Source organism: Embleya sp. NPDC025285, from assembly GCF_055558835.1.
This window is the reverse complement of record NZ_JBVHLU010000001.1, coordinates 322025-342500: the sequence shown is the minus strand read 5'-3', so window position 1 is coordinate 342500 and position 20476 is coordinate 322025. Positions and strand designations below refer to the sequence as shown.

The 20476-nt window shown below is 69.1% G+C and carries 19 protein-coding genes; 7 read left to right on the top strand and 12 right to left on the bottom strand.

Going from position 1 to position 20476, the window contains the following annotated elements; translation table 11 throughout:
• Position 1: 1 nt before the first annotated feature.
• Positions 2–1258 (bottom strand): sulfotransferase family protein, encoded by a 1257-nt coding sequence (locus ACZ4FV_RS01395; protein WP_395859688.1) that lies wholly within the window; start codon positions 1256–1258, stop codon positions 2–4.
• A gap of 390 nt (positions 1259–1648) precedes the next feature.
• Between ACZ4FV_RS01395 and cysC the strand changes: the two genes are divergently transcribed.
• Positions 1649–2242 carry an adenylyl-sulfate kinase gene (gene cysC / locus ACZ4FV_RS01390; RefSeq protein ID WP_395859689.1) on the top strand — a complete coding sequence of 198 codons (594 nt, stop codon included), beginning with the start codon at positions 1649–1651 and terminating at the stop codon, positions 2240–2242.
• Positions 2243–2475: 233 nt separating this feature from the next.
• On the opposite strand, the gene ACZ4FV_RS01385 is transcribed toward cysC, so the two are convergent.
• The 4 genes from ACZ4FV_RS01385 to ACZ4FV_RS01370 form a co-directional block, all read right to left on the bottom strand.
• Positions 2476–4146, bottom strand: a complete 1671-nt coding sequence (locus ACZ4FV_RS01385) for an MFS transporter (protein WP_395859690.1) — start codon at positions 4144–4146, stop codon at positions 2476–2478.
• Between the two features lie 1445 nt (positions 4147–5591).
• A complete protein-coding gene (locus tag ACZ4FV_RS01380; RefSeq protein ID WP_465321563.1) occupies positions 5592–6758 on the bottom strand; it encodes an ATP-binding protein in 1167 nt (388 codons plus the stop codon).
• 1550 nt (positions 6759–8308) lie between these two features.
• Positions 8309–9334, bottom strand: coding sequence for a TIGR03617 family F420-dependent LLM class oxidoreductase (locus ACZ4FV_RS01375; protein ID WP_395859692.1), 1026 nt, complete (start codon positions 9332–9334; stop codon positions 8309–8311).
• Positions 9331–10266 carry an enoyl-CoA hydratase/isomerase family protein gene (locus ACZ4FV_RS01370; protein WP_465321562.1) on the bottom strand — a complete coding sequence of 312 codons (936 nt, stop codon included), beginning with the start codon at positions 10264–10266 and terminating at the stop codon, positions 9331–9333. The genes ACZ4FV_RS01375 and ACZ4FV_RS01370 overlap by 4 nt, the downstream gene beginning before the upstream one ends.
• Before the next feature lie 130 nt (positions 10267–10396).
• On the opposite strand from ACZ4FV_RS01370, the gene ACZ4FV_RS01365 reads away from it, so the two are divergent.
• From ACZ4FV_RS01365 to ACZ4FV_RS01355, 3 genes are all read left to right on the top strand, one after another.
• Positions 10397–11212 carry a coniferyl-alcohol dehydrogenase gene (locus ACZ4FV_RS01365; protein ID WP_395859694.1) on the top strand — a complete coding sequence of 272 codons (816 nt, stop codon included), beginning with the start codon at positions 10397–10399 and terminating at the stop codon, positions 11210–11212.
• 410 nt (positions 11213–11622) lie between these two features.
• Positions 11623–11967: a hypothetical protein gene (locus ACZ4FV_RS01360; RefSeq protein WP_465321561.1), complete on the top strand. Its 345-nt coding sequence runs from the start codon at positions 11623–11625 to the stop codon at positions 11965–11967.
• A 121-nt stretch (positions 11968–12088) separates the two neighbouring features.
• Entirely contained in the window at positions 12089–12304 is a 216-nt protein-coding gene (locus tag ACZ4FV_RS01355; protein WP_465321560.1) for a hypothetical protein, read from the top strand.
• Positions 12305–12555: 251 nt separating this feature from the next.
• Here the strand turns inward: ACZ4FV_RS01355 and ACZ4FV_RS01350 are convergent, their stop codons facing one another.
• The 3 genes from ACZ4FV_RS01350 to ACZ4FV_RS01340 form a co-directional block, all read right to left on the bottom strand.
• Positions 12556–12753, bottom strand: coding sequence for a DUF397 domain-containing protein (locus tag ACZ4FV_RS01350; RefSeq protein WP_395859697.1), 198 nt, complete (start codon positions 12751–12753; stop codon positions 12556–12558).
• 143 nt (positions 12754–12896) lie between these two features.
• The gene (locus ACZ4FV_RS01345; protein WP_395859698.1) at positions 12897–13094 is read right to left on the bottom strand and encodes a DUF397 domain-containing protein; all 198 of its coding nucleotides are present in this window, start codon (positions 13092–13094) and stop codon (positions 12897–12899) included.
• On the bottom strand, positions 13073–13867 hold the full coding sequence (locus tag ACZ4FV_RS01340; protein ID WP_402229127.1) for a helix-turn-helix domain-containing protein: 795 nt from the start codon (positions 13865–13867) through the stop codon (positions 13073–13075). The genes ACZ4FV_RS01345 and ACZ4FV_RS01340 overlap by 22 nt, the downstream gene beginning before the upstream one ends.
• Before the next feature lie 651 nt (positions 13868–14518).
• Between ACZ4FV_RS01340 and ACZ4FV_RS01335 the strand changes: the two genes are divergently transcribed.
• Positions 14519–15058, top strand: coding sequence for a hypothetical protein (locus ACZ4FV_RS01335; RefSeq protein ID WP_465321559.1), 540 nt, complete (start codon positions 14519–14521; stop codon positions 15056–15058).
• Between the two features lie 192 nt (positions 15059–15250).
• Here the strand turns inward: ACZ4FV_RS01335 and ACZ4FV_RS01330 are convergent, their stop codons facing one another.
• From ACZ4FV_RS01330 to ACZ4FV_RS01315, 4 genes are all read right to left on the bottom strand, one after another.
• Positions 15251–15730: a MarR family winged helix-turn-helix transcriptional regulator gene (locus ACZ4FV_RS01330; RefSeq protein ID WP_395859701.1), complete on the bottom strand. Its 480-nt coding sequence runs from the start codon at positions 15728–15730 to the stop codon at positions 15251–15253.
• Between the two features lie 347 nt (positions 15731–16077).
• A complete protein-coding gene (locus tag ACZ4FV_RS01325) occupies positions 16078–17019 on the bottom strand; it encodes a cyclase family protein (RefSeq protein WP_465321558.1) in 942 nt (313 codons plus the stop codon).
• 139 nt (positions 17020–17158) lie between these two features.
• Positions 17159–18265, bottom strand: a complete 1107-nt coding sequence (locus ACZ4FV_RS01320) for an alcohol dehydrogenase catalytic domain-containing protein (RefSeq protein ID WP_395859703.1) — start codon at positions 18263–18265, stop codon at positions 17159–17161.
• 471 nt (positions 18266–18736) lie between these two features.
• A complete protein-coding gene (locus ACZ4FV_RS01315) occupies positions 18737–19249 on the bottom strand; it encodes a GNAT family N-acetyltransferase (protein ID WP_395859913.1) in 513 nt (170 codons plus the stop codon).
• Positions 19250–19339: 90 nt separating this feature from the next.
• Between ACZ4FV_RS01315 and ACZ4FV_RS01310 the strand changes: the two genes are divergently transcribed.
• Both ACZ4FV_RS01310 and ACZ4FV_RS01305 read left to right on the top strand, forming a co-directional pair.
• Positions 19340–19933: a maleylpyruvate isomerase N-terminal domain-containing protein gene (locus tag ACZ4FV_RS01310; RefSeq protein WP_395859704.1), complete on the top strand. Its 594-nt coding sequence runs from the start codon at positions 19340–19342 to the stop codon at positions 19931–19933.
• A 186-nt stretch (positions 19934–20119) separates the two neighbouring features.
• Positions 20120–20473 (top strand): avidin-fold protein, encoded by a 354-nt coding sequence (locus ACZ4FV_RS01305; RefSeq protein ID WP_465321556.1) that lies wholly within the window; start codon positions 20120–20122, stop codon positions 20471–20473.
• Positions 20474–20476 lie beyond the last annotated feature (3 nt).

Sequence of the window (20476 nt, the reverse complement as noted above, 5' to 3'; positions counted from 1 at the left end):
GTCAGATCTCTTCCGTCGGGACCAGGAACCGCTTCTGATAGTCCGTCAGCCGAGATCGTACGTCCTCCCGGGCCAATCCGAGGTCGTCGAACGAGTAGTTGTGCCTCCCGTGCCTACCCTGGGGCCGTTCGGTCAGGTACGCGCGCATCGCCGTCTCGGCCACGGTGGTGAGATCCAGACCGAATGTGGCGTACAACTCGCCCACCACCGCGATCGGGTCGCGCATGAAGTCGGCGTAGGCCGAGTCGTGCCAGTCGGATTCGGCGACCCGACCCGCGTCACGAAACGCGGTGAGCCGGTCGTACGCGGTGCACCACAGGGCGCTCTGGGTGCGGGCGACGTCCCGAATGTCGGACGGATTGCCGTACGCGTGGTGGATCGTGGCGATCAGGCTGCTCAACGAGGCCAGCACGGTGAGCGGATCGCGATGGGTCACCGCGAGCCGCGCATCGGGGTACACGTCGACCAGCGCGTCCAGGGTCAGCAGGTGCGCGGGTGACTTGAGCACCCAGCGGGTCTCCCCCGGCGTTCGGCGCTGGAGGATCTGCAACACGAGCCGGTGATAGGCGTACGCGGGTCGCATGTCGCACTCGGCCAACCACGCGGCGTAGGACGGGATCGCGAACTGCCCGGTGAAGTCCTCGGATCGGAACGCGAGCGCATGCGCGCTGATGCATTCCTTGGGCAGCGTGCCGCTCTTCTCGTGGATCGCGTCCATGGCCGGCACCGCACTCGTGATGAACCGGATCTCGCGCTCGGCGAGCCCGATCCGCGGGTCGGCGTCCCGGGTCGCGGGCTCCGGCGGCGGAACCGGGCGCAGGAACTCCCAGGTGGCCGGCACCCGGTTCGCCGGATCCCGGGCAAGCAGCGCATGCAGGATCGAAGTCCCGGTCCGGGGACCGCCGGTGACGAAGATCGGGCGCTGGATCGGCTCGTCGCGGACGCCGGGATCGTCCCGGACGTAGCGGGCCACCTGAAGCCGCACGTCCAGGAGCCGGGCCACCCACGTGTGCGCCCACCAGCGGCCCACCCGGTCCAGGTTCGCCTCGTGCTCCAGCGCGTGGAGCAGTCGGTCCAACCCCTCGCGGAAGCCGGGGTCGTCGTCCTCGCCCGGGTCGGTCAGTCCGGTCCTGGCCTGGGCCTCGCCGATCAGCGCGGCGGCGGCGAACGGCCGGTCCAGATCGTCGGTGAGCGGTGGGATGTCGCCGGCGGCAAGGGTCTCGGTCCAGGCGGCGCGGTGCGGCGGTGTCCAGGCCATGGCGGTACGGCCTCCCTCACGTCGTTCGAGTTCGCGGGCGGACGCCGAGTGGGCGCGACCCCGCCGCAGATTAGCTCTTTGTGAAGGTAAATCTGAAGAGGTGTCAGATACTGATCGGCGATGCGGTTGTGGGGGGTGGGGTGGCTCGGGGTGCGGCTCGGGTTGCCGACTTGAGTTCGGGCTCGGGTTGCCCGCTTGAGTCCGGCTCGGGTTGCATGAGTTCCGGCTCCGGGTACGGCTCGGCTCCGGGTACGGCTCGGGTTCGGATTCGGGCTCGGGGCTGAGTGGTCCGGGTGGCGGACCGGATCCGGGAGGGTGAGGGGTGCCCCGTACCGTACGAACCCTCGGTATCAGCGCGGAATCAACGCGAATCAACGCGGATGGAGAGTCGTGAGCGAGCGCAACGTGGTCTGGCACGAGGGCGGAGTGACGCGCGAGCAGCGTCCGGCGCTCGGGGCGACAATCTGGTTCACCGGGCTGTCGGGCTCGGGCAAGTCGACGGTCGCGGTGATCGCCGAGCGGCTCCTGGTCGAGCGTGGGATCACCGCGTACCGCCTGGACGGCGACAACGTCCGGCTCGGACTGAACGGCGACCTGGGCTTCGGGGCCGAGGACCGGACCGAGAACATCCGCCGGGTCGGCGAGGTGGCCCGCCTGTTCGCCGATGCGGGTGTGATCGCGATCGTCCCGGTGATCAGCCCGTACCGCGCCGACCGCGACCGGGTCCGCGCCCTGCACGCCCGGGACGGACTGCCGTTCCTGGAGGTGTTCGTGGACACCCCGATCGAGGAATGCGAACGTCGCGACCCGAAGGGCCTGTACGCCAAGGCCCGCCGCGGGGAGATCGGCGACTTCACCGGGATCTCGGCCCCGTACGAGGCGCCGGAGGCACCGGAACTGCGCCTCACCCCGGCGGACGGCGACCCGGAGCAGCAGGCGGCGCGGCTGATCGCGCTGTTGGACACGCTGAAGCTCGGAGTGTAGGCGGGGCTGGGCGGGGACCGGATCGAATCGGGTCGGCGAGGCGAGGGCAGGGTCGGCCGGGTCGGTCGGGTCGGTCGGGTCGGCCGGGTCGGCCGGGTCGGCCGGTGACGTGCCGTCAGGGCCCGGGTATCCCCCTCGGATACCCGGGCCCTGAGGGTGTGTCAGGCCGCAGGCCACCCCTGTCGGACGCCGACCGACGCGACCGGGTCGACCCGTTCGGTGGCGGCCGATCGCTAGTGCAGCAGGCCGCCCGTGGCGGGCTTGCGACCGTGCTTCATCACCAGGGCGATCACGAGCGCCAGCACGCCGCACACGATCAGGACCCAGAACCCGGTGGTGAAGGCGTCCGTGGTGTACGTGCAGCCCCGCTCGTTGCACGCGTCGTTGGTGGCCAGGCCCTGGCCGCTCGGTGCCGGACCGGTGATCTTCAACCGGTTGTCGGTGAAGATCGGGGACAGCAGCGCGACCCCGACCGACGCGCCGAACGACTGGGCGACGACCAGCATGCTGGATGAGATGCCCTGCTGCTCCTGCGGTACCGCCTCGATGATCAGGTTCGGCGCCGCGGCGTAGTACATCCCGAAGCCGATGCCGTAGACCACGCCGCAGAGCAGCATCAACTGCCACGAGTCGTGCAGGAACAGGTACATGAAGCCGGCGACGGTCAGCGTCCCGACGCCGACGATCATCGGCATCCGCAGCCCTCGGCGCTGGCCCCACAGCCCGGCCAGTGGGCCGGCGATCATGCTGGACATCGACTGCCAGATCAGCACGTGCAGGGCGAGCCCGAGCAGGGTGAAGCCGAGCGCGTAGTCGAGCGAGTCGTTGAACGAGACAGCCGCCTTGACCTGGTCGGCGATTCCGGCCCACATCGCCTCGGGCGCGCCCATCGCCTTCGCGCCTTGGACGGCGCCGTCGGCGTACTGGTCGAGCGTGCTCTGCTTGACGTTGTCCGGGGTCAGGCCCATGTAGCTGGTGAGGTAGTTCTGGATGCCGATGATCATGTTCGCCAGGAACGCGATCCCGAGCACGAGCGCCACACGCGGGGCGGTGAGCAGCTTCAGGTCGATGATCGGGTTCTCCACCCGCTTCTCCCACAGTGCCCACAGCGCGATCACGAGCACGCCCAGGAGCGCGTATCCGAACGCGGAGGGCTTGCTCCAGCCCCAGGATTGCCCCTGGCTGATGTAGAGCAGGATCAGCGCGAGCCCGACGCCGAGGATGACACCGCCGACGTAGTCCACCTTCTGTGGGACGCGCAGCTTGGACTCCGGCACCACGACCAGCAGCAGCGGGATCAGCACGAGCATGTAGACGACCAGGAACCAGAACAGCGAGCGCCACGAGTAGTGCTCGGTGAGCAGCCCGCCGACCACCGGCGCGAGCGCGGCCGAGAGACCGAGGCCGGTGGCCGAGATGCCGATCGCGACCGGGATGAACTTGCGCGGCATCAGGTCGCGGATGAGCCCGTACACGACGGCGGTCATCCCGAACGCGACCGCCTGGAGCGCACGGCCGACCAGGAACAGCGGCCACGAACTGGTGAGCGCGCAGACCAGCGAGCCGACCAGGAACGAGACGCTGGTCGCGAGCAGCAGTCGCTTCTTGCCGTAGACGTCGGAGAGCTTCCCGATCAGCGGGCTCACCGCGCCGCCGACCAGGCCCAGGATCACCACCATCCACGAGATGCTCTCGCCGACGGACCGGAACGACGGGGCGATCTCGGGCACGGCAGAGGAGATCATCGCGTACTGGAGCGGCACGACCTCGGAGAACATGACCACGACGGCCAGAACTGCGAAGACCCGGCCCTTGGACACCCCTTCGAGTCGACCGGTGTCGACCGAGGACGGGTCCGATTCGGGCTCCGGCGGCTTCGCGGGTACTTCAACGGTCGCAGACATACCGGTACTTTCCGTTCTGTGCAGAGGCGCGCGCCGGACACGTGTCACCACTGCGACACGTCCGGTTTTGTACGGAATCTTTGGGGGCAAAACGCCGCTCGGCCTCGATGGGGCGGGCGCGTCTCGTGGACGGTGCCAACCGGATCGGTGTACTCCAGCCGAACTGATTGACAGTGTTTAGCACGGCGCACGGGCACGGGGAAGAGTGATCACCAGGAGTGCATACGCTTTGGTCCCATTTGTAGGGGAAATTCCCTGACGGCCCGTCAGCTAACTGTCGTGGTCGAGGGTTTGATCCGAGTCTGGAATCGGGGCGCGAGTCGGGGTCGTCGCAAGGGTTGGAAAGATCCGGCGAGGCGAGGCGGGGCGAGGTCGCAGCCGGGCAGAAAAGCGACCGTCGGTGGCGGGAGAGGGCGAGACTCCGATTGGGCCCGCCGAGGAGCCTCCCGCGCGAGTGACCCATGCTCTCCACAGAGAGCACTGCTCTCGGCCTTCGTTGCGCGATGGCCGGGCCGGGGGCTGCCGGCTTTGCGCTCATAGGTTGGCGGCAGCGGCCGGTGTCGATCAGCCCTGTTCCAGGTCACCGGTGGTCTGGGGCCCGAGTTCTCTCCGGCAAGACGCGAGCTCGCTCGCGGGAAAGGCACCCGCAACGACGGCGGGGGTGGGTGGTCGGTGAAGTTCGTCGAGGGCCTTGCCGAGTGGGTCGGCCGGTCGAACCATGCGCCGAGCCTCGGTGGGAGCAGGCATGGGCGGCCTTGTACGCACCGATCGACGTACGCCGATGCCGGTCGGCCCGGCCCCAGGTCACCGGCGCCAGGAGCCATGGGCCCTCCGGCGAGATGCGGGCCTTGCTCGTCGGGAGGCGCCCGCGACTACGGAGGGAGAGAGCGGTCCGGTGAGGTTCGCCGGGGCGCCTTCCCGGGTGGGATGGGGCGTTTTGGGTGCGGCGAGTGGAGGTGACGAGGTGTCACGAAGCCGGATGGCGTTGCAGGTTGCGGCTTCACCCGGGTTGAAACCGCAGGTCCGGGTGAGCGCGGAGCGAGACGCGGACGTCGGGATCCGGGTTTTGATCCCTGCGGCGGTACTTGCTCGGGTGTAGCGGTGAGTTGTGCCGACGGTGCGCGAAGCCGGCACTCGGCAAGTTCTTGTTTGCGCCGTCCCACCGAAACCGCAGGTCGCGCAGGCTCGCAACGTCCGCGACCGTCACCGTGATCCGGGTCGAGATCGCCGCCGGCCCGGGCTCGGGTGATCTGGTCGCTGTCACGGATGGGTTGTGCCGAGTTGTTCGTAGTCTCGGGTGACGGGCTGTCGGCGTGCTGTCTGTGGCACTGGACGCGGAAGCCGGCCTCGGGCGTGGCCGAGGCGCCGGCTTGGCTGCGTATGCGTGTGGTGCCGGTCGTCCCGCAGGTGCCGGATGTGGGACCAGCGGGGCGGCTTGGTGGCGGTCAGTCCTGGTCGGCGTCCTGGAGGATGCGGTCGATCAGGGCTGCGGCCTGCTCCGGGTGCTGTTCCAGCCACCTGGCGAGGTGTTCCCGGACGGCCTGTGCAACGCAGGCGCGTACTTCGGCGTTGCCCAGTACGCCGCGCGTGGAGCCCTCGAACTCGGGATGGTCCAGCTTCACCGACACGACCGCAGTCAGTCCCTCGCCGATCCGGTCGGCGCCGAGATCGGGATCCGTCGCCGTCAGGAGTCGCCGTGCCCGCGCGTACGCGTTGACCGCAGCGGCCAGTCCATCACGCAAGCCATTCGCGTGGGTTCCGCCGCAGGAGGTGGGCCGGCTGTTGGCGAAGCTCCGGATCCGCTCCTCGCCGGAGCCGCACCACCGGAACGCCACCTCCATCGTCCCGGCCATCCGTGGGTCTTCCTGTTCGAAGCCGATGATGTCCGGGTAAGCGGGTGCCGCCTCCTGTGCGTCGAGGAAGGCGACGAACTCCCGTGTGCCGTCCGAGGACCGGAATCGAACCGACCGGGACTCGGCCGGGCGGCGCAGATCTGTCAGCGAGATCTCCAAGTCCCGGTTCAGGAAGGCCAGTTCCCCGAAGCGGTCCGCCAGGGTGTCGAACGAGCATTCCGCCGTCCCGAAGATTTCGGGGTCCGGTCGGAAGGCGATGGTGGTGCCGCTTCCGGTCGACGGCTCCGCGTCGGTGAGCGCCGTGATCGGGACGCCGCGCGCGTACTCCCATCCCCAATGGACCCCTTCGCGCCACACCTCAGCCGTCATTCGACTCGACAGGACGTTGGCGACGAAGAGCCCGATACCGCCGTAGAGGGGCATCACGTCGTAGCGGCCACTGGGCCCCGGCCCGCAGTGCATGCGTGTCAGCAGGGCTTCGAGATTGGGGCCGCCGGTGTCCTCGCCGTCCTCGATGGACAGAGCCGGCCCGTCATCAGCGACGCGCACGCCGCCGTCGGGTGTGAGCGTGATGTCGACGCAGCCGGCACGGTCGGTCAGGACCTCGTTCACCGCCCGGTCGACGACATCGAACACCACGTGGTGCAGACCATGTTCACCGGTCGAGCCGACGTACATACCGGGTCGCTTCCGGACGGCTTCCCGCGGCTCCAGCACCTGGATGTCGGCTGCGTCGTACCTGATCGCTTCCCCACTCACGATGTCCCCTCCGAGGGTGTGCGGCAGAAGTCATCAGCCTAGGTAAGCTCCGGGAAACCAGCAGCTCAGAGCCGGTTTACCGAAGGTGTGGACGGCTGCGTGAACGCCTGTCCGAAGGCCGTCGACCCTGGGTTCGAGACCCGCCTCCAAATTGCGACCGGGGGCCCACCGAGCCCGCGCACGACGCCATTCCCAGCGACCTCGAGGCCACCAATCTCGATGCATTTCGCCGGAGCGTCGTGGGCTCCCGAACCGCTGGTCACCCGGGACCGGCCGACCAACACCGGCCAACGCCGCCCGGTGAGTACAAAGCCACCCGCAGCCGTTCTCGGCTTGGCGCGACGCATACCGCGGGCACCGCACTCCGCAACCACCCGACCCACCCGGGAAGGCACCGGCCAACCGCACCCGACCACCCGCTCCGGCGCCTCCCCGGCGAGGCAAGCGGGCATCTCACCGGAGAACTCAGGGCTCCTGACCGCCGACGTCCCGAGACCGGGCCGACGGACAGGGCCCAACGCCAACCTGTGGGCACGAGGCGGTCCCGCGGCCGACCCCACCAAGGCGCGACGCACGCCGAGAGCAGTGCTCTCCATGAAGAGTCGGGCCACTCGGGAAGGCGTTTCGGGGAAACCTCGGCGGACCAGTCCACTCCCTCCGCCGCTCGGGTGCCTTTCCTGCCGAGCATTTCGCCGGAAGGCTCAGGCTCCACCAGCGGCGACCTGCAACCGGGGCCGACCGACACCGCCAACGCCGACCGGCGAGCACAAATCCACCCGCACCCAGCCCCCCAACACGCGACGCATACCGAGAGCACTGCTCTCCGCAAACAATCAACCCACTCGGGAACGCGCCCCGGCCGGCCCCACTGGCCTACCCACCCCCGGCGTTGTCGGAGCCTTCCTGCCGAGCAAACCGCGTCTCACCGGAAAACTCAGACTCCACCACCGGCGACCCAAGGCCAACCGACGTCGGCCAACGCCAACCCATGCGCACAAAGCCACCCGCATACCGCCCCACCAATGCGAAGTGCACATCGAGAGCAGTGCTCTCCGTCAAGAGCACCGGTCACTCGCGAACGCGCCCCGGCCGGCCGCACCGAGCCGCTCACTCCCTCCACCGTCGCCGGCGGCCGTTCCTGCCAAGCAAAGCCCGCATCTCGCCGAAGAACTCAGGCCCCACCACCGGCGACCCGGGACCGGGCGACCGACACCGGCCAACGCAGACCCTGAGCAAAAGGCCGGCCGCGCTCGACCCCGCCGACGCGCAACGAACGCCGAGAGCAGTGCTCTCTATGAAGAGCACTGGTCACTCGGGAGGCTGCTCGACAAAAGCTCGACCGAAGACCCGCCCCTCCTACCACCGTTGGCCGCTTCTTCTGTCAGCTCAGGCCCCCGGCTCGCCGGACAACGCAACATCCGCGACAACCCCAAGCAGGCTTCATCCCGAGCCGCCCCGGCCGCGCGCACCGTGGCGTCGCGTCTCAGGATCGCCTGCCCCGCCCACCCGGGTGAAGCGCCTCGGCCTTGCGCCGCCGCGACCGGCCGCTCTCACGCCAGTTCGTGGAACGCGGCTGCGACCTCCGTCCAGCGTTCCACCGCGCCGGTGTCCTCGCGCCAGGTGCTGACCGCCGAGTACGCGACCACGCGGGTCGCGACGCCGCGGTAGCGGTTCATCAGGGCTTGGGCCAGGCCGTCCCACGGGGCGCTCACCGTCAGGCTGTCCAAGACCTCGTCGTCGATCGCGGCGGCCATGCCCGCGCGGTCCTTGGCGGCGAAGAGGCGGTTCAGGCGGGGTTGGAGGTCGTCCCAGCCGTGGGTCTCGAAGACCTTGGCGTAACCGGGCGTCGAGCCGTAGAAGGCCAAGCGCAGGCGCAGCTTCTCGCGTTCGGCCTCGATCTCCTCGTCGGTGTCGCCGGTCGCGGTCATCACCGGGCAGACCAGCGCGAAGTCGTCGGCCGCGCCGCCGGCGGCGAGTTGGGGGCGGACCACCTCCTCGATGTAGCGCACGCTGTGCAGCGGGTGGACGTGCAGGCCGTCGGCCACCTCGCCGATCATCCGCAACATCCACGGGTTGACCCCGGCCAGGTAGATCGGCGGGTCGGCGATCGAGCCGCCCGGCGTCCACTCCGGCGTCATCAGCGTGAAGCGATAGAAGTCGCCCTTGAACCGCAGTCGTTCCTCACCCCGGAAGGCCGCCCAGATCGCCCGCAACGCGCCGACGTACTCGCGCAGTCGCGGCCCCGGCTGGTCGAACTCGGCCGAGTAGCGCCGCTCGATGTGCGGTCGTACCTGCGTACCCAGGCCCAGGACGAAGCGTCCGCCGGTGGCCTCGGCGAGTTCCCAGGCCGCCGACGCGGTGACCATCGGGCTGCGGGCGAAGGCGACCGCGATGCCGGTGCCGATGGTCAGGCTTTCGGTGGCCAGCGCCGCGGCGGTCGCGGCGGTGTACGCGGTGCGGCCGCCTTCGGTGAGCCATAGCCCGTCGAAGCCGGCCCGCTCGGTGGCGGCTGCGGCGCGTTGCATGCCGCGCAGGGTGAGGCCGGCTGCCATGACATCGAGCTGAGGGGGCGTCACTTGTTCTCCTGTACCGAGGATTTCGCGGTTTCCGCTTCGTGTACACGGTCCCACGCGCCGGTGACCGTGCCGGTCCAGCGCGGCGCGCGCCGTTCCGACCAGGCGCGCGGGCCCTCGCGCGCGTCCTCGGTGCCCATCAGGATGCGGTGATAGGCGGTTTCGAGCCGCTCGACCTCGTCCGGGCCGGCGTCCGCCCACAGCAGCCGTTTGGTGAGCGCGGCCGACACCGGGTGCACGTTGGTGGCGATGTCGCGGGCGATCTCCAGCGCGGCGGGCAATACCTCGGCCGCGGGCAGCGCGCGCGAGGCGAGCCCCAGCGCGAGCGCCTCGCTCCCCCGGAACGTACGCCCGGTCAACAGGATGTCGGCGGCCACCGCTCGCGAGGTGGCGGCCGGCACCGTCCAGTGCGACTGCGCGTCGGGCACCATGCCGCGCCGCACCTGGGGAATCGCCAATTTCGCGTCCTCGGCCACGATCCGGATGTCGCACTGCATCGCCAGCGTGAACCCGATGCCGATCGCGTGCCCGTTGATCGCCGCGATCACCGGCTTGCGCACGGCCCAGGCGGGCGGCCGAACCGGCGACGCGCTGAACTCCCGCGCACGCGCAGGCGCACGCCCACCGGACCCCGGCTTCGGCTTCGGCTTCGGCTCCGGTCCGTGCGCCGACCCCGGCGCCGCCGTCGACCCCGGCCCGGACCCTGACCTCGGCTCCGGCCCCGCAAAAGTGTCCGCAGCCGGCGACATATCGGCCCCCGCGCAGAACGCCCGCCCCGCGCCGGTCAGCACCACAACCCGCACCGCGTCGTCCGCATCGCAGCGCGCGTACGCGTCTCCCAGGGCGATGCCCATCCCGCCGGAGAACACGTTCAGCTTCTCGGGCCGGTCAAGCGTGATGACGGCGATGCCGTCGCGAATGGCGAACTGGATCACTCTCGGACGGTAGGCCGATTCCTTGACAAGGTCAAGCGAAGGCTTCGAGGTCGACTCACCAGATCGTTGACCGAATCAAGGGATGCTCCTTAGGGTCTGACCAACCAATGTCACGAGGGGACTCCACACCATGACCAACCCGTTCGGGTTCGAAGGTAAGCGCGTTGTCGTCACGGGAGGCTTCTCGGGTGTGGGAGCCGCCCTGGTCGAGGTGCTGGCCGAGCAGGGCGCCGAGCACATCACCGTGCTCGACCTCAAGGAGCCGACCGGCTCGGCGCACACATTCATCCGGACCGACCTGTCGGACGCCGCGTCGGTCGACGCCGCCGTCGACACGATCGACGGCCCGGTACACGCGCTGTTCAACAACGCGGGCGTGGCCGGCACGCTGCCCGCACCGGCGGTGTTCGCGATCAACTACCTCTCGTTGCGCCGGTTGACCGAGGCGCTCGTGGCCAAGGGTGCACTGCCCGAGGGCGCGGCGATCGTGAACACCGCATCGATCGCGGGGATTTCGTGGCCGGCCCACCTGGAGGCGATCAAGCAGTTGATCGCGATCGAGGACTGGGACGCCGCGCAGGAATGGCTCGCGAGCAACGAACTCGGCAGCGACGCCTACAGCTACAGCAAGGAGCTCGTGCAGGTTTACACGATGCACTACGCCCGTACGGCCGCGGCGAAGGGCCTGCGGATCAACAGCGTGTGCCCCTCGCCGATCGACACCCCGCTGCTGCCGGACTTCCGCAAGACGATCTCCGACAAGGTGATCGACTGGAACATCTCCCAGGGCAACGGCCGACTCGCCACCGGCCGCGACGTCGCCCTCGCACTCGCCTTCCTGGGCGCGGACGCCTCCGGCTTCCTCAACGGCGTGAACATCAACCTGGACGGCGGCTTCAACGCCGGCCTGACCGTCGGCAACCTCGACTTCTCCGGCCTGGCGTAGCGCGCGCGACACCCGACACGACGCCCCGTCACCCGCCGAACCGGGCGACGGGGCGTGCCTCCTAGCCTCTGGTGCGCGGGGCCGGCAAGGGGGCGCCGGCTCGGCGGCGAAATCGTCCCATCAGGTTCACGTCGCCGGCGCCATCCGTACGGCCCGAGGCAAGGCGCACGAGGTGCCGGGGCCGGCGTTCGAGCCGGCAGGGTTCCGTGGCACTCGGACGATGCCTGATCTGCGGTGTCCCGATCCACACCCGAATACTGAACATCCGAACTACTGTGGATCTCATGCCAACGGCTTACGAGGACGTGCCCTTCAGCGAGCTGCTCCACCATCCCGCCGCGACCACGCGCAGGCTGGACTCCGTCCGCGCGCTACGACTGCGCTGACGCGACGCCGGGGACCTCGCCCTGATGCGTGTCGACCAGATGGAGCAAGACACCTCGGTGATGGGTTTCGCGTCACGCCTGCCGGCCGGTCTGGCGCGAACCGAGAACGTCGCCGCCTTGCGCCAGGCACTACCCGAAGCCCTGCCGTGGAGCACGTTCCTACCCGCCGACGACATAGACACCCTGTCCGAACTGGTGGATACGGCGCGCGGCGCGGTAGCCCTGGACAACCTGGCCCCGATCGCGCTCCTGCTCACCCAATGGCGGCACAGTGCGGAGATCCACGCGGATCCCACCCTGCTCTCGATCCTCACCCGCGAGCCGGATGGCGACCTCGGACCGGTGCCCATGCCCGAGGCAACGGGGTGAGCCCGAAGCGCGGAGACCGCGCCGCGCCGCCGCCGATCGGTGACGAAGACGACCTTCGTTTCGCCAACGGCGAGGCAGCTGACGGCTGGGAACACACTCGAGCCGCCAGGCAGCGGGCAATGTGCGCCGCGCGTTCGAGAAGATCCGGGTCGCTCCCCGCGCCGTCGACAACCCCAACCGTCAGCACCGCCTCAAGGGCAAACAAGCACCTTCAAAGGCCGGGAACTGGAACGTTGGCAATACGACGTCACCGCGTATCTGGTATCTCCTCGACGACGTCAACCGCATCGCGTGGATCACCTACGCGGGTACGGGCCATTCCAAGGCCACAGACTGAAGCCGTTCCACACTCACAACCACCGCGGGATCGCACCGCGTTGGGGGTGTAGACGTGAAGTCGAGCCGCGGATTCGACGTCGAATGGGCCGTCGAATCCTCGACCTCTCCGGACGCGCCTGGACGGCGGGTTCAACGCCGGACTGACCGTCGGAAACCTCGACTTCTTTGGTCTGGCGTAGCGCGAGCCGCGCACCGAGGGGACGATGCCCCGTCACCCGCCGATTCGGGCGACGGGGCAGGCCGATTGCCTCAGCCGCGCAACGACGCCGTGAGCACACCCCACGAACCCGCAGACACGACCAGGCAACCCATGCTGGGGTCCTTGCTGTCGCGAACGGGGACGAAACCCGGGAAGCCATCGGCCACTTCGACGCACGCACCTTGATCGTCGTTGCTGTGGCTCGACTTGCGCCAGGTCGCGGCGCTCAGGTCGGGAGTTGTGTGCATGCCTCGTGCTCCTTCCGGACGGCGGTTCAACGCCGGACTGACCGTCGAAGACCTCGACTTCTCCGGCCTGGCATGGCGCAGGCCGCACCCCGACACGACGCCCCGCCACTCACCGAACCCGGCAACGGGACAGACTGATTGCCTCAGCCGCGCAACGCCGCCGTGAGCACACCCCACGAAGCGACAGGAACAACCAGACACCCGACGCTCGGGTCCTTACTGTCGCGGACCGGGACGGCGCCGGGAAAGTCGTCGGAGACCTCGACGCACGCGCCCTGGTCAGGGTTGCTGTGGGTCGACTTACGCCATGTGAGTGCGCTTATGTCGGGAGGTGTGAACATCCTTCGTACTCCTTTAGAGCTGCACGGATCATGACCGCCGATTCCCTCGGGTCAAGGGCGTAGGCGCATGCGCGATCGTAGGCCAGCCGACGTACTCGGATGGTGTCCGGATCTTCAACGATCTGTCCGAACATGCCCCCCTCAACATAGACGACAGTCACGTCTTCCAACTCGACCACGATCTGGGTTACGTCACTGATGCCAAACCCGGCATTGCGGTAGGGCAGCACCCTGATCATCCCGTGTTCGTGATCCATGAGCGCCAGGAGAGATTCGAGTTGTGCGCGCATCACCTCCGCTCCGCCGATCCACCGGTATAGCACCGCCTGATCGATGAGGGCCATGAAGTAGGAGCCGCTCTCCCTGTCGAAGATGTGGCGTCTACCCATTCGTGCGGCTACACGGACGTCAAGCTCCTCGTCGGTGGCTCCCAAGTCCGCGTTTTGGAACAGGGTACGAGCGTAGGCCGGCGTCTGAAGCAGTCCGGGGATGTACAGCCCCGCCCACTCGCCGAGGCTCAGTGCCTCGTTCTCCAGGCTCATGTACTCCAAGTACCGATCCGGGAACCGCACTCCGCGCAGCATCTCGAACAGAGCGGTGAACAGGCCGTTCGTACCGAACGCCGCGTCGAGCTTCGGGCACAGTTCTTCCGGGACCGGACTGTCGCACGTCTCGAATCGGCTCATCGACGCCTTGCTGTAGCCAACGACGTCGGCCAACTCCGTTACGGACATGCCGGCTCGCGTTCGATGCTCGCGAATCTGGGCGGCCACGCGCTGACGAGGTGATCCGTTTGTCGGATCGGTCCGATGCTCCCGGAATCGCACACCCGTACCCCTCTTCGTTCCAATTGCATCCGCAACGGTGGCCTTCTTCAAAGACTAGGGCGATTGGCCGATCCTGAACCACAGAGTGGCCGAATAACCACCCACCGCAACCGCTGGGGTCACTCCGGCGCGGGATGGACTTCCGCGTGCGTCAAAGACCGTCCCGACCGACCGTGCGGGGCGAGGGAGTCGGCACAGCCGTTCCGTGGTCGAGCGGCGGTCCGACGAGGGATGGGAGGTAGGGGGCGAGTGAATGCCTGGACAGCGCCTCGCCCCCTGCGTGCCCCGAAACGAGAAAGGACACGTCATCACGATGACAGATCGCATCGGATGGACCCAACGAAGCTCGACGCTCGTGTCGACACCGGAACGCGACGCGCAAGACGAGCAGTTGCGCCTGCTCGTCCGGAAGTGGGTCGACGAAGCGGACTTCTGCGCTCTCCGACCTGCCCCGCGTGCCCCGCACCCGACGCCGGTCCTTCGGCACCTGCGTTCTCAGCGTCGTTGGTGGAGGACTTGGCGGACCTGGCAGACCCGGCGGGTCTCGCGGTTGACGGTGCGGTTTCGCACGTCGCGCTCGGGTGGACGGGACGGGCGATGACCGCCTCGTCGAAGCAGAAGCAGCTTGCGGGGAGCACGCAGCGGGACCTCGACAGAGGCCGCGCGTTCTTCGAGCGCTACCGGCACGCGTGGTGCCGCGACGCCTACTCCGGTCGTGAAGGCGTGCTCACGGATGTATGGGGCCGGCAGGTCCACCTGCGCCTGCGAAGCGGCATCGAATTCACGTGTCGAATCCGGGACCTGGTCATTCTCCGGCTCCCCCGGCCGGTCCTGTACGAGCGCGTCGCGTACGTCGGAGCGGAGGACGCGAAGGAGCGGCCGGTCGGCGCGGTCATGGAGTTGTGGGCCGTGGACAAGGGCACATTGGCGATCGTGCAACCGCCGACCGGTCCCGCCTGGTTCGCGCTGTCGGCGGACCTCGAACCGGTCGACCGCCCTATAGGCCTCGTGGCGGATTGGGCGAACCCCCCGTTTCCGAATGGAAGCCCGAGAGCCGTGGACAACGTCGCGCCGTCCCCGATCGGCGGCGAATACGGCCTCGACCGCACCGATATCGGGGCTACCGACGGCACGTAGGACTTTGCCGGCGGTCCGATCCCGAACCCGGGCGTCGGATAGCGGACAGTCGAAACCCGGATACGGATGCGGCCGGCTTTGTGGACAAGTCGATGGCTCACGCAAATTGCCGGGGCTTCTCGCAACGAGAAGCTCCGGCAATTTGGGGTATGACGAATTGTCAGGCACGCCACCCGAAGGCGTCGGTCGTGCTCAGACGGCGGGGTCCTCGACGGCGGCGGGAATCTCGCCCTCTGCCATCTCCTCGACGAATCGCTGCAACAGGGTGGCGAACGTCTCGCGGTCCGTGTCGCTCCAGCGGTCGAGCATCTCGCTCATCCGCCGATCCATGACGTCGTTGAGCCGGCGCCGGACCGAGTCGCCGCGCGGCGTCAGCGAGACGAGGCTGACCCGCCCGTCGTCCGGGCTGGGCGAGCGCCGTACGTAGCCGTCCCGCTCCAGTTGGCCCACCTGGCGGGCGGTGGCGCCCGGGTCCATGTTGGTCATGCGCGCCAACTCCCCCATGGGGAGCGGACCTTGCTTCTCGATTCGGCGCAGCAGCACATAGGCGGGCTGCGAGATGGTCGCGCCCGCCGCGGCGGCCTGGCCCGCGTACACTCGGCGGCTGGCGTGGCGCCGAAGCAGGGCCTCCAGCGCCCGCTGGATCGCTTCGACGTTTTCGGTGGAGTTCACCCGACCATGATAGCAGTCCTTGACTGCGTCAATTTAATACTGTGCGATAACGTGCATATCTCGGGCCGGATTTCGAAGCCGGGTCGGGTTGGGTTGTACACCGCGACTAAAGGTTCGGCATTGCGAACCCGCGAACGGGGCTTCACATCCAGGGAAGGCTCACGGAGAGCCGAGGAGCGGGGTCTGCGATACGTACGCGACGCACCCGCGATCATGTGTGATCACACATGTTGCTTTCTGCGGCCCGGCGGCGGGCCTAAGCGACTCGGCTAAGCGGTCGCCTCGGTCCCGACGGAGGAAACGAGACCGAGACGACCTGCCCATGGACTATGTCAGTCGTCAGACGATCAGACAATGGCAACCGGATTGATGGGGCTACCCGTTGCGCCGGTGACCGGAAGCGGCGCGACACACAGCAGGCACGAATAGGCGCCCTCCTCCGCCATCGCCTCGGCGAGCTCGCTCAACCACAGGTGTTCGAGAAGCGGGACTCCCGATTCGACCAGCAACGCGATGTGTACCGACAGGAACCGATCGTCGAACGGAATGCACTCGATCGCACTGTTGTCCGCGCCCACGACGCTGATGTCCCGCGCCCGGACGTACTCCACCGCGTCGAGCGACAGGCCCGGCTGCGCGAACGACGGTTCGCGGCCCGAGGCCGTGATGGCGCGGTACTCGTCGAGGTAGCCGGTGCGGACCAGCAGCACGTCGCCGGGGCGGACCTCGACGCCCTGTCGCTCGGCGCAACCGGCCAGGTCGGCGCCGGTGATCTTGTATCCGCCCTCCAAATACTGCATATCGAAGTACCGAGGCAGGTCCAACAGCACCGCCCGAGTCGCGAAGGCGCCGAGCTTGTCGATCCCGCAGCGGCCGGCGCCGGTGTGCGAGCGGAACGTCTCGGCCGGGAAGCCGTTGTAGAAGCGGCCCTTGGCCTGCACGTGGCACAGCGCGTCCATGTGCGTGAGGTTGTGCGACGGGATGATCAGCACGTCCTCGTTCGAGCCGACGTCGTCACCGCCCTCGAACCCCTCGAACATCGCGTCGGTCTGGCTGACCAGGGTGAGCCGCTGCGGTGAGCCGCGGAAGTCGAAGGCGGGCTGGTTGCCGCGCGTGATGGGCAGCGCGAGCGAGTACGAGCGCCCGGTCCGAATCTCGTGCGCGGCGGCCCGGACGCCCGCCGGTTCGATCAGGTTGAGCGCCCCGCGCTCGTCCTCGGGGCCCCAGCGGCCCCAGTTCCCGGCGGCGGGCACCGGCTCGTCCGTACCGGGTCGGGTGTCGTCCGTCATGGGTCGGCGGTCCTCTCGGGCGGCCGGCCGGATCGGCGATCCGCAACCGGCGGGCGGGCCGGCCGGATCGGCGATCCGCAACCGGCGGGCGGGCCGGTCGGATCGGCGATCCGGCCGGTCGATCCGGGCCGGGCGGGCCTCAGAACGCGATGACGCCGCGCGCGATCCGGCCGTTGTGCATGTCGTCGAGCACGTCGTGGAAGCCGTCGGCGGGATAGACCTTGGAGACCAGCGCGTCCAGGTCGAACTTGCCCTGGCGGTACAGCTCGACGATCGCCCGGATGTCCTCGTGCGGACGCACCCCGCCTGCGCGCGTGCCCAGGATGCCCCGGTCGCACTGGAGCAGGTTGGCGATCCGGATGTTGGCGGTCGCGGTCTGCGCGGGCTGGCCGACGGCGATCAGCGTGCCGCCCCAGTCCAGGGCCTCCATGGCGTTCTCCAGTACCGACGGGATGCCGGTGCACTCGAAGATCCAGTCCACGCCGCCCGCGCCGAATACGCCGACTTTGACCTCGTCGCTGTACGGGAACAGGGTGCGGATCTCGTCCGCGACGTCCACGTCCTTCCCGGACTTGACGAAGTCGGTCGCGCCGAACTTGCCGGCCAGTTCGAACTTGCCGGGCACGGTGTCGATGCCGACCACGCGGCCGGCGCCCTTGAGCCGGAGCGCCTGGACGGCGGACAGGCCGACGCCGCCGAGGCCGATCACGGCCGCGGTCTGACCGGGCAGTACGTTCGCCCGGTTGAGCACCGCGCCCGAGCCGGTGACCACGCCGCACGGCACCAGGCACGCGGAGGTCAGCGGCACGTCCTTCGGGATGGTCACGCACTGGATTTCCTTGACCAGGGTGAGCTCGGCGAAGGTGGACGCACCGGCGAAGTTCCACACCGGCTCGTCGCCGATCGCGAACGGCGTGCCCCGGTTGCCCAGCGTCTGGCGGCAACGATTGGGGTGGCCGGTCTGGCAGTGCCGACACATCCCGCACGCGGCGATCGTGGTGATCACCACGTGGTCGCCGGGCGCGACCGTACCGACGCCCGCGCCGACCTTCTCCACGATCCCGGCGCCCTCGTGCCCGAGCACGGACGGCGTGGGCCACTCGATGACGCCCTCCAGCACGCTGACGTCGCTGTGGCAGACCCCGGTCGCGACGATCCGTACCAGAACCTCACCGGCCTCCGGGTCACGTACGGTGACATCGTCCCGGATCTCGGCGCCCGTGGCGGTGTGCAGGATCGCGCGCATGTACCGTCTCCTCGTTCCGGGCGGACGGCCCGCCGCGAGGTGTGTTCGCCGCGCACCGGACCGGCCCACCCCAAGCCGAACTTCCACATCCTTGATCACTACAACGATGTCGATTATTCACCGCGCGCCGAAGAGGTCAAGGCATAGCGGGCCTGGGATCTGACGACCCGTCGGACGTTTGACGACGGCGGTCGCCGGGCGCGGAGACGGGCGCGAGCGGCGATCGTGGGCGCGTCGAGGACACTCCTCGAAGGGCGCGCCCTGCCGACCGCGATCCGTCGGATGCACGTCCTGCTCGACCCGCCGCGGTCCGGAGCCGTGCGCGCCCCGCTCGAACCACCCGCGGCACGGAGCCGTGCGCGCCCCGCTCGACCCACCGCGGTCCGGAAGCGTGCGCACCCCGCTCGACCCGCCGCGGTCCGGGGACACCTCTGGCCCGCGACCCGCCTCGACCCTCAAGCGCGCGTCCGCTCAGTCCACCGTCGGACTGCGGCGTTCCAGGAGGATGACATCGCGCCAGCGGCCGTGGTGCCGGCCGACCCGCTCGCGGGTGCCGATGGTGCGGAAGCCCAGAGCCGCGTGCAGGGCGAGGCTGCCGGTGTTCTCCGGGAAGACGCCGGCCTGGATGGTCCACACGCCGGCCGCCTCGGTCGAGGCGATCTGCGCGCTCAACAGGGCGCGGCCCACTCCCCGGCCCGCCGCGTCGGGATGGACGTAGACAGAGGTCTCCACCACACCGCGATAGACCGCGCGCTTGGACGTCGGGCTCGCGGCCACCCAACCCAGCACCGTGCCGGTCGCCCCGTCGAGCGCGACGAAGCGGTGCTCGGGCAGTTTGCCCGCGTCGAATTCGGCCCAGTCCGGCGCGCTCTCCTGGAAGGTGGCGTCCCCGCCGTCGATGCCGAGCTGATAGATCGCGAGCACCTGGTCGGCGTGCTCGGCACGCATCGGCACGATGGTCGCGGTCGTGGTGGCGGTGGTCATGATGCTCTCCGGGGACGCGGTGGCCGGCAGAACCACCATCCTCACCGAATGGACATGCGCCTTCGCACCCGCCCCGGTATAAATCGCCGAATGGGATCACAGGCTGCACAGGACGTGGAATCGACGGTCGCACACGCCGTCGCGGTGTTGACCGAGGCAACCGAGAGCGAACGGGACTGGTCACGCCCGGCGGGCGAATTGGAATGGGACTGTCGTTACACCCTGGTCCACATCGTCGGCGATCTGTACGTGTACGCCGGCCAGATCGCGTCGGGCCGGATGGACGACTACCTCCCGGTGGACATCGAGGCCGACGCCGACGCGACGCCGGCCGAGATCCTGCACGCGGTCCGGGCCGGCGGGGCGCTCCTCACCGCCATGGTGGCCACCCGGCCCGACTCGGCCCGCGCGTTCCATCCGTACGGGATCTCCGACCCGGACGGCTTCGCGGGAATGGGCATGATCGAGGTCATGGTCCACATGCACGACCTGGCGGCCGGGCTCGACCTGGCCTACCGGCCCGATCCGCAGATCTGCGCCCGCGTGCTGGCACGGATGTTCCCCGACGCGCCGACCGGTTTCGACGCCTGGCCCACCCTGTTGTGGTGCACCGGCCGTACCGAACTCCCCGGTCACCCGCGCCGGGTCGGCAAGTGGCGCTGGCAGGGCCTCCCCGCGACGTAGGCCGGGGCCGTCGAATCCTCCGGGTGGAGGACGTCGATCCAGGCGCCCCGCGTCTACGCTGCTCGCGTCCGAGCGCCGCATCGCACGCCCGGAGCCGAGTACCGCACGCGCGGTGCCCGGCGCCGACACCGGGTACCCGTCGCGCGTCGCATACCCGACCGCACACGCCCGTCGGAGGTACGCACCATGCCCGCACCGTCCCTGGATGGACTCGGCTTCGCCCCGCTCGATCGTCCCGAGCACGGCGAGGTGGACGCTTCCACGTTCTTCACGTACCACGAGCGCGACGGCGTGGTCTGGGCCGAGTACAGCGGCGGCGACATCGTGCGGGGCCACCTGATCGGCACTCGCGAAGCGGACACGCTGGACTTCCGCTACACGCAGCTCAACCGGTCCGGCGCCACCGCTTCGGGGCACTGCCTCAGTGCCGTGGTCGTGTTGCCGGACGGGCGGATCCGGCTGGAGGAGAGCTGGGAGTGGGAGTCCAGGCCGGGCAGCGGTACGAGCGCCGTGGAGCAGGTCCCCGAGGCGCGGACCTGACAC

Bases quoted from the DNA above. Each gene is read 5' to 3' on its own strand.
- ACZ4FV_RS01315 (WP_395859913.1), bottom strand. From the start codon at position 19,249: ATGACCACCGCCACCACGACCGCGACCATCGTGCCGATGCGTGCCGAG.
- ACZ4FV_RS01350 (WP_395859697.1), bottom strand. From the start codon at position 12,753: ATGCACACAACTCCCGACCTGAGCGCCGCGACCTGGCGCAAGTCGAGC.
- ACZ4FV_RS01325 (WP_465321558.1), bottom strand. From the start codon at position 17,019: ATGACGGACGACACCCGACCCGGTACGGACGAGCCGGTGCCCGCCGCC.
- ACZ4FV_RS01365 (WP_395859694.1), top strand. From the start codon at position 10,397: ATGACCAACCCGTTCGGGTTCGAAGGTAAGCGCGTTGTCGTCACGGGA.
- ACZ4FV_RS01310 (WP_395859704.1), top strand. From the start codon at position 19,340: ATGGGATCACAGGCTGCACAGGACGTGGAATCGACGGTCGCACACGCC.
- ACZ4FV_RS01305 (WP_465321556.1), top strand. From the start codon at position 20,120: ATGCCCGCACCGTCCCTGGATGGACTCGGCTTCGCCCCGCTCGATCGT.
- ACZ4FV_RS01385 (WP_395859690.1), bottom strand. From the start codon at position 4,146: ATGTCTGCGACCGTTGAAGTACCCGCGAAGCCGCCGGAGCCCGAATCG.
- ACZ4FV_RS01335 (WP_465321559.1), top strand. From the start codon at position 14,519: ATGACCGCCTCGTCGAAGCAGAAGCAGCTTGCGGGGAGCACGCAGCGG.
- ACZ4FV_RS01360 (WP_465321561.1), top strand. From the start codon at position 11,623: ATGCGTGTCGACCAGATGGAGCAAGACACCTCGGTGATGGGTTTCGCG.
- ACZ4FV_RS01395 (WP_395859688.1), bottom strand. From the start codon at position 1,258: ATGGCCTGGACACCGCCGCACCGCGCCGCCTGGACCGAGACCCTTGCC.
- ACZ4FV_RS01345 (WP_395859698.1), bottom strand. From the start codon at position 13,094: ATGTTCACACCTCCCGACATAAGCGCACTCACATGGCGTAAGTCGACC.
- ACZ4FV_RS01320 (WP_395859703.1), bottom strand. From the start codon at position 18,265: ATGCGCGCGATCCTGCACACCGCCACGGGCGCCGAGATCCGGGACGAT.